The organism is Campylobacter sp. 2018MI01, from assembly GCF_018501205.1.
In the GTDB taxonomy this organism is placed as follows: domain Bacteria; phylum Campylobacterota; class Campylobacteria; order Campylobacterales; family Campylobacteraceae; genus Campylobacter_E.
The window spans coordinates 1-5262 of record NZ_JAHCZE010000079.1; the positions used below are offsets into that span (position 1 = coordinate 1).

General features: G+C 27.3%; 7 protein-coding genes. All 7 read right to left on the reverse strand.

The annotated features are described in order from the left end of the window. A partial coding sequence (locus tag KJQ97_RS08660) for a hypothetical protein (RefSeq protein WP_214120592.1) occupies positions 1-891 on the reverse strand: 891 nt, incomplete at its 3' end. 31 nt (positions 892-922) lie between these two features. After that, positions 923-1120, reverse strand: coding sequence for a hypothetical protein (locus KJQ97_RS08665; protein WP_214118589.1), 198 nt, complete (start codon positions 1118-1120; stop codon positions 923-925). A 371-nt stretch (positions 1121-1491) separates the two neighbouring features. Continuing rightward, on the reverse strand, positions 1492-1683 hold the full coding sequence (locus KJQ97_RS08670) for a hypothetical protein (protein WP_214118591.1): 192 nt from the start codon (positions 1681-1683) through the stop codon (positions 1492-1494). Next, the gene (gene rpoD, locus KJQ97_RS08675) at positions 1680-3506 is read right to left on the reverse strand and encodes an RNA polymerase sigma factor RpoD (protein WP_214118593.1); all 1827 of its coding nucleotides are present in this window, start codon (positions 3504-3506) and stop codon (positions 1680-1682) included. Before rpoD ends, KJQ97_RS08670 begins: the two co-directional genes overlap by 4 nt. A gap of 64 nt (positions 3507-3570) precedes the next feature. Then, entirely contained in the window at positions 3571-4197 is a 627-nt protein-coding gene (locus KJQ97_RS08680) for a uracil-DNA glycosylase (RefSeq protein ID WP_214118595.1), read from the reverse strand. Beyond that, positions 4178-4699 (reverse strand): ribonuclease HII, encoded by a 522-nt coding sequence (gene rnhB, locus KJQ97_RS08685; RefSeq protein ID WP_214120593.1) that lies wholly within the window; start codon positions 4697-4699, stop codon positions 4178-4180. The genes KJQ97_RS08680 and rnhB overlap by 20 nt, the downstream gene beginning before the upstream one ends. Next, positions 4686-5096: a hypothetical protein gene (locus tag KJQ97_RS08690; protein ID WP_214120594.1), complete on the reverse strand. Its 411-nt coding sequence runs from the start codon at positions 5094-5096 to the stop codon at positions 4686-4688. The genes rnhB and KJQ97_RS08690 overlap by 14 nt, the downstream gene beginning before the upstream one ends. Positions 5097-5262: the final 166 nt, after the last annotated feature.

Below are 5262 nucleotides of genomic sequence, written 5' to 3' on the forward strand. Positions count from 1 at the left end.
ATTTAATTCTTCTAAAAAGTCTTTAGTAAAATCTATAAAATCATCTAATTTATTATTTTTAACCAATTCATTTATTTTATCTTCACCTATTATATTTATTAGATTAATTTCTATATTTAAAGAATTTAAGATTTTTTTCTCATCTTCACTAAGCTTACTATAATCATCGTTATTTATTTTTATAAGAGCATTAGCTAAATCGCTTTGTCTTTTGATATCTTCTTGAGTTGCTTTAGCAATACTTTGTTGCAATTTATTTTTATCAATATTATTCATAATTATTTCTACTACATAATTAATCCCAGCTACTCCGTTTTTCTCCAGACCTGTTATTGCTAAATCATAATTTTTATCATCTTGAATATAATAATTCATCATATTACTAATACTTGTATAGTTTTGCAATTCTCCTAAAAGCTCCAGACAATCTATATCAGTTTTACTAATATTAGTAAAAACATTGCTATTTGGAAATTGAAGTTTTATATCTAACATTTCAGTTTTATTTAAAACACCATTTTTATTAATATCTGCATTTAAATAGTTTTGCTTAAAAGCAACATAATTAAACCAAGAACCAACATAAGAAGCAGCGTCTTTTTGCAAAATCAATTTATCATCAAAATATTTAAAATTATCTTCATTAAAAAATTCTTGTAATTTTTCACGATTTTTATTGCTTAAATCAAATCCTATTGTTTTTTGATTAAAAGAAAAATAAGTATTGTAAAAATCATTTTTATTAGTTTTATACTCGGTATTATATATACTTTTTACATCAGTAGCCTTTACTTGCTCTGCTTGATTAAAAACAACTTGGTTTAAAGCTCTAATATCTTTACACACAACATTCAAAATAGGCTTAGTAATATTAGTATTTGATAATCTCATATTAATCCTTTTAGGTAAGACAATTGCTTACCTAAAATAACCTATTCCAATTATCCCTAATAGTCATACCTTGCATAGCACAAGTATATAACGTTGCACACTTAAATTTAAAGGTATTATTTGTTGGAGGATAACCATAATAAGACATATCTCCAAATCTATTATAAGAATATGCGCTAGCACTCGTAATAAAACCTAAAGCCAAAATAGCTAAAACTGCTTTTTTCATTGAAATTCTCCTTTCATTAATGATTTGAATTATTATAATTTGATTTTAATTAATACTATTATTATTTTATTTAATATTTTGATATATTGTAACTTTTAGTAACATTAAATTAAGTAAATTAAAAATATTTAATTTTTAACCCCTAGCAATGTTAGAAATGTTTTAGAATATATCTTATAGCTATATTAAATTGATTGTTAATATTCAAATCAGCACTGAAAATTCTTTCATAACCTAGATTTAATCTCAAATCGTTATTTAGATTATAATCTTAACTAATATTAAAATAAAATTGATTGTTTTTTTGCTTTGTAAATTCTACCGCTATAAAAAGGCTTTTTAATAATAATTTTTAAAAAGCCTTTTGAAATTCAAATCTCTTTGCCTAATTTAAAGCCAAGTTCTTCTAAGCATTTGCTAAGATAATCTTTATCATCGCAATCAATGATAATTGTTTTTAAATCATCACTAAAAGTAATATTATTAAACTCATCTTCTAAATTATCTTTAATTTTTTTAACACAATGAGAGCAATTTACATTAAATATTTCATATTTTTTCACGAACTTGCTCCTTTTAATTGTTTTCCGTATTTAGGGAATTTAAGTTTTTTAATAGCTGTGCTTTCTATTTGTCTTACACGCTCACGAGTGATTTTTAACTCACTTCCTATCTCTTCAAGAGTTCTATCACTCTCATCATCAGTTAGTCCAAAACGAAGTTTAATAACGGTTTTTTCCCTTTCATTAAGTTGCTCTAAAACTCCATTTATTTGCTCTTTTAAATCTTCTTTTAAAATATGCTCAAGCGGACTAATGCTACTTCTATCTTCTACGCTATCACCAAATCTTCCATCATCATCACTTCCAACAGGTGCGTCAAGACTTACAGGTTCTTTTGCTATTTTCATAACTTGTTTAACCTTATCTTCACTCATACCGATTTCTTTAGCAATTTCATCAATTGTAGGCTCTTTTCCACATTCTTGCACACGCTTTTTACTAAATTTATTAATCTTATTAATCGTATCAATCATATGGATTGGAATTCTAATTGTCCTTGCTTGATCAGCTACCGCACGGCTAATTGCTTGTCTAATCCACCAAGTAGCATAAGTTGAGAATTTATATCCACGCTTATATTCAAACTTATCAACCGCTTTCATAAGACCGATATTTCCTTCTTGAATAAGGTCAAGAAATGCTAAACCACGATTAGTATAGCGTTTAGCAATACTTACAACTAATCTTAAGTTTGACCTAGCCATCTTACCTTTTGCAGTATCGCTAATATTTTTACCACGCTTGATTTGCTCTAAAATCTCTTTTAATCTTTCTTTATCCATATCAAAGCAATTTTCACTAGCTTCTTTTGTCTGGAATAGCTTTTTAATCTCCATATAAGTGCTAACCATAGTATTTTCTAAAGCTAGTTCTGTGATTTCTTCTTTACTTAAATTGGTAATATTATCTAAGATTTTTTTATGTCTTTCTTTTAATTCATCACTAAACATAGGCAAACGATATTCTAAGCGTTTTAATTCTTTATCAAAATCTACATCACTTTTTAAAACCGTTTCCATAGATTTTACGATTTCATTAATTAGTTTAGAAGTTGGCCCTAAAGCTAATAATTTTTCTTTTAAAATATTCTTTTTGAAAGCAATATTTATATGATTTTGTAATTCATCTTTGCTAAGTTGCTCTTTGTGTGAGCTTTTTAACCATTCTTTTTTTGCCTTTTCTAAAGCTTTAAAGCTTTCAATTACTTTAATTGCTCTTTTATCTTCTTTTAAAGATTTTACAGGCTTTCTTTCTTCATCGCTATCATCTAATTCATCTTCTTCTAAATCTTCTTCATTTTCATCTTCATCATTATCAAAATTCTTAAACAATTCTTTCACACGACGCTCGCGATTAATTAAAGCATCTTTATAGTCTAATATAAAATCAATTAGATAAGGAACACTACAAAAAGCGTCAATTATAATATCTTCGCCAAGTTCAATTCTTTTGCTTATTTCAACTTCTTCTTCTTTGCTAAGCAAATCAATCTGACCCATCTCTCTTAAATACATTCTAACAGGGCTTTCACTTCTACTAATTTCGCTTAAATCATAATCTTTGCTTAAATCGCCTTCTAATTCATTTTCTCTTAATAATTCTCTTTGTTTTGCTCTTTCTTTTGCTTCTTTTAGATTTCTCATTTTAGCAATTTCTGCCGAGCTTAGAAGATTTACATTATATTCTTTTACTAAATTCTTAATAGTCTTTATATTTGCTGCTGTTGGAGCTTTTTTAAATAACTTAACTATCATCTCATAAGTTAAATAATCATCTGTATTGTCCTTAAACAAAACCTCTAATTCTTTATCTAAATCTGCCATTTTTGCTCCTTTTTGAAAAAACTTACATTATACAAAAGATTAATAAATTAAGCATTATTAAAAACTATTCTAACCAATTAATTAGGCTTTTATTTTTTGATTTTAAGTATTCATTACATTTTAAAAAATGTTGATTGTTAAAAAATTTACCCCTTGCAAGTGGGCTTGGATGAGCCGAGCTTAATATTAAATGCCTTTTAGTATCAATATATTTTGCATAATTATTTGCAAAACTCCCCCACAACATAAAGACTAAATTATCATAATCATTATTAATTCTTTGTATAACATAAAGGAAAAAATCTTCCCATAAATGCTTGTGAGAATTAGGTTTGCTCTTTTGCACGCTTAAACTTGCATTTAATAATGCCACGCCTTGTCTTGCTAAATAGCTCAAATCACTTTGTAAAAATACAGCTTCATTTGGATAATCATTTAAGATTTCTTTAAAAATATTTCTTAAACTAGGTGGAATTTTAATACTAGATGAAAACGCTAAACCATCAGCACTTCCATCGTGATATGGGTCTTGTCCTATAATCACTACTTTTGGAATTTCACATAATTTAAAGGCTTTAAATAAATCCTTTTTTTGTGGATAAATTATATTATTTTCATATTCGTAATCTAAAGCCTTTAAAAGCTCTTTACCCTTAGCAGTAGCTAAATAATCATCTACTATATTTAGCACAAAAACTCCTTCTATGCAATAAACTTAAGCCGTGAATTTTAATAGCTTCTATGTGAGTTTTGGTTCCATAGCCTTTATGAGATTTAAAATCATATAAATTATCATCTAAATTAGCCATAAAATTATCCCTACTAACCTTAGCTAAAATACTAGCAGCCATAACGCAAGGCTCTATCTCATCAGCATTTATTAGAGTTTTTATACCCATTCCATAATCAGTATTACCATCAAATAATAATTCATCTTTTTCAAAATGCTCTATAATTTCTCCTAAAGCTTTTTGATAAGCCGCTCTAATTCCATTTAAATCTATATATTCATTATCAACAAAAACTACTAAATAATCAGAGTTTTGCTTAATTATCTCATACAAATTCTCACGCTTTTTTGCACTTAGTTTTTTACTATCATTTAATTCGTTTATATTTATTTTTAGCTTACAAGCTGCAAGCACTAATGGACCTGCAAACGCTCCACGCCCAGCTTCGTCAATCCCAATCATTTAATTCCTTTGAAATTAGCCAAGTATTTAAAGTAAGTCCTATAAATCTAATTTCATCATTAACGAAATTAAATTGCTCGTTTAATGATAAAACTAAGATATTTTTAAGCCCTAATTCTTTGGCTTTTTTGCTTAATTTTTTGCTTTTTAATTTTATAAAATCTTTATTAGCAAAAGCTTCGCATAGTATTCCTAAACTAGCCGAACTAATAATAAAATTTATATCATCATCATAAAAAATCTCATCATAAACCATCAAAAGTTCATTAGCTATTAAATTCTCATAAGTTTTAGAAAAATCCTTTTTAAAACTAAGTGAGTTTTTCATTGAAAAATCATAAAAATAAGGTTTTTTTAGATTTTTTTTTATTTGCTTTTCCCCTTGCTTTTTTAACATTTTGACGTTTCCCACGAATAAGAGGGAGTTAATTTACGGGAGCTCCCCCACCTGCAACAAAACAAATAGGAACGAGTCGAAGTGAAAAGCAGATCCACACCGACCAGATAGGTACAAAGCATACGCCCACCGTAGCAGCATAACGATATCGTGACACTAGAACAAG